Origin of the sequence: Streptomyces sp. NPDC020362 (assembly GCF_040642095.1) — a bacterium.
GTDB lineage: Bacteria > Actinomycetota > Actinomycetes > Streptomycetales > Streptomycetaceae > Streptomyces.
Map to the genome: position 1 here is coordinate 1 of NZ_JBFAET010000410.1, position 3,094 is coordinate 3,094.

Annotated in this window: 2 protein-coding genes; both read right to left on the bottom strand. The window is 72.0% G+C overall.

Annotated elements, in window-relative coordinates; genetic code table 11:
- Positions 1-2,046 (bottom strand): type I polyketide synthase (locus tag AB0H32_RS47605; RefSeq protein ID WP_361135766.1); only part of this gene is annotated, 2,046 nt, incomplete at its 3' end.
- A gap of 105 nt (positions 2,047-2,151) precedes the next feature.
- The coding region (locus tag AB0H32_RS47610) for a beta-ketoacyl reductase (protein ID WP_361135769.1) at positions 2,152-3,094 on the bottom strand (943 nt) is incomplete at its 5' end.

Genomic DNA, 3,094 nt, shown 5'->3' on the forward strand with positions numbered 1-3,094 from the left:
CGAGTGACCGACCACCGCATCCGCGACCACACCCGCGGCCCTCAGCACGGCCGCGAGACCGACCTCGAAGGCGAACAGACCCGCCTGCGCATACAGCGTCTGATCGGCCGAGGTCTCGTCCACGTCGTCGGCGCCCAGGACGACGTCCCGGACGGAGATTCCCAGCTCCGGCTCCAGGAAGCCGCACGCCTGGTCGAACGCCTCGGCGAAGACCGGGCTGCCCTCGTACAGCCCCCGGCCCATCCCCACCCACTGCGAACCCTGACCCGCGAAGACCAGTCCCACGCGCACATCGGCACGCGTCACCCCGGACACCACCGAGGCCGCCGATGCCCCGGCCGCCAGACTCTCCAGACCGGCGACCAGTTCCGCGCGCTCACCGCCCAGTACGACGGCCCGGTGCTCGAAGGCCGACCGTGTGGTCGCCAGGGACCAGGCCACGTCGGCCGGTTCCGACTCCGGCCGTGCGGTGACCCATTCGCGCAGGCGTCCCGCCTGTGCCGTCAGGCCCTCGGCCGAGCGCCCCGACACCAGCCATGCACGGGCGTCCGACACCACCGGCGCCGCCCCGGCGCCGCCCCCGTCCAGCGCCTCGGCCGCACCGTCCTCCGGTGCCGTGCTCCCCTGCGTTTCGTCCCCGGACTCGGGGTCCTCGGCAGGGGTCTCCTCCAGGATGACGTGGACGTTGGTGCCGCTGATCCCGAACGCGGACACACCCGCGCGGCGCGCCCGTTCCCCGGCAGGCCACGGCACCGGCCGGTTCAGCAGCTGCACTTCGCCCGCCGCCCAGTCGACATGAGAGGTCGGTTCTCCGGCGTGCAGGGTCTGCGGCAACTGCTCGTGCTGCAGGGCGAGCACCATCTTGATCACACCGGCAACTCCCGCGGCCGCCTGCGTGTGTCCGATGTTCGACTTCACCGCGCCCAGCCACAACGGCGCCTGCCCGGCCCGCTCCTGGCCGTAGGTCGCAAGCAGTGCCTGCGCCTCGATCGGGTCACCGAGCGTGGTGCCCGTGCCGTGCGCCTCGACCGCGTCCACATCGGCGGCCGTCAGGCGGGCGTTGGCCAGGGCGGCTCGGATCACCCGCTGCTGGGACGGGCCGTTCGGCGCCGACAGGCCGTTCGAGGCACCGTCCTGGTTGATCGCACTGCCGCGTACCACCGCCAGCACCTTGTGGCCGAGCCGCCGCGCCTCGGAGAGCCGCTCCAGGACGAGCATGCCGGCGCCCTCGGCCCAGCCCGTGCCGTCGGCGTCCTCGGAGAAGGCGCGGCACCGTCCGTCCGCCGACAGCCCGCGCTGCCGGGAGAACTCCACGAACATGCCCGGTGTCACCATGACCGTCACGCCTCCGGCCAGTGCCAGCGAGCACTCACCGGACCGCACCGCCTGGCAGGCCAGGTGCAACGACACCAGGGACGAGGAACACGCCGTGTCCACCGTCACGGCGGGACCCTCCAGGCCCATCACGTACGACACCCGGCCCGACAGCACGCTGGTCGCGTTGCCGGTCATCAAGTGGCCCTCGCCGCCGGACACTCCTTCGCCCGACGACGCGACACTGAGGCCGTACCCCGATGCGAAGCCGCCCGCGAACACGCCGGTCGCGCTGCCGCGGAGCGCGCTCGGGTCGATCCCGGCCCGCTCCAGCGCCTCCCACGACGTCTCCAGCAGCAGGCGCTGCTGCGGATCCATCGCCAGCGCCTCACGCGGACTGATCCCGAAGAACCCGGCGTCGAACCCCGCCGCTCCCTGGAGGAACGCCCCGGACCGGGTGTACGAGGTGCCCTCGCTCTCCCGGTCCGGGTCGTAGATGTCCAGGTCCCACCCGCGGTCGGTCGGGAATCCGCCCACCGCGTCGCCGCCCGAGGCCAGCAGCTCCCAGAACCCCTCCGGCGTGGCCGCGCCACCGGGGAAGCGGCACGCCATGCCGACGATCGCCACCGGCTCCGCCGCCAGCTCCTGCACCTTGCGCAGCCGTGCACGGGCGTCCTGGGCGTCGGCGATGGCCCGCTTGAGGTAACTACGAAGCTTGTCCTCGTCAGACATGGTCAGCTCCCAGGAATGAGTTCGGCGGTGTCGGAGGGAAGGCCGACCGCACGGAGCGGGCGGGACAACCCTGTTCGGGCGAAGCCCATCGGGCCCGGGCAGGGGTCAGTCGAGTTCGTCGACGAGGGCGAACAGCTCGTCGTCGGTCGCGGCGTCGAGCTGTGCTTCACGCCGCTTCTTGCTCATGTCGGCGTCCTGGACGCCCAGGGCGTCCAGAAGCCGGCGCAGCCGGTCGGCGGCCTCTTCCCGGGCCGGTTCGTCCAGCGACTCGGCCCGGAGGGCAGCCTCCAGCCGGTCGAGTTCGGTGAGAACCGGAGCCGAAACCGCTTCGTCCTGGACGAGTTCCGTCCGCAGCCAGGTGGCGAGTGCCACCGGAGTCGGATAGTCGAAAATCAGCGTCGCAGGCAGCCGCAACCCGGTCGCCGCGTTCAGACGGTTCCGCAGCTCGACCGCCGTCAGCGAGTCGAAGCCCAGCTCCTTGAACGCGTGCCTGGCCTGGACCGCGGCCGCCGAGGCATGCCCCAGCACCACTGCCGCCTCGGTCCGCACCACATCGGTCAGCACCCGGTCCTGCTCCGCCCGGTCCATACCGGTCAGGCGCCGACCCAACTCCCCTTCACCGTGCACCACATCAACAGATCCAGCCCCCGCGGCGGCCAGCCCGCGAACCTCTGGCAAGTCCCGTACCAACGGGCGTCGTTGCAGGTCCACCGCGCCGGTGGCCGCCGCCAACCGCGCCCAATCTATATCCATGACCGTGACAACCGCATCCGACTGTTCGAGCACTTCACCCAAGGCTCGAACGGCCAGTTGCGGATCCAACGCCGGCATGGGGAGCCGCCGCATCCGCGAGCGGATCGCCTCCTTGGACTCGGCCAGGCCGCCTCCGCCCCACAGACCCCAGGCCACCGACACACCCGCGAGACCGCGGGCCCGCCGGTTCTCGGCCAGACCGTCGAGGAAGGCGTTCGCGGCCGCGTAGTTGCCCTGGCCGGCGGAGCCCAGCGTCGAGGCGGCGGAGGAGAACAGGACGAACGCGTCCAGGTCC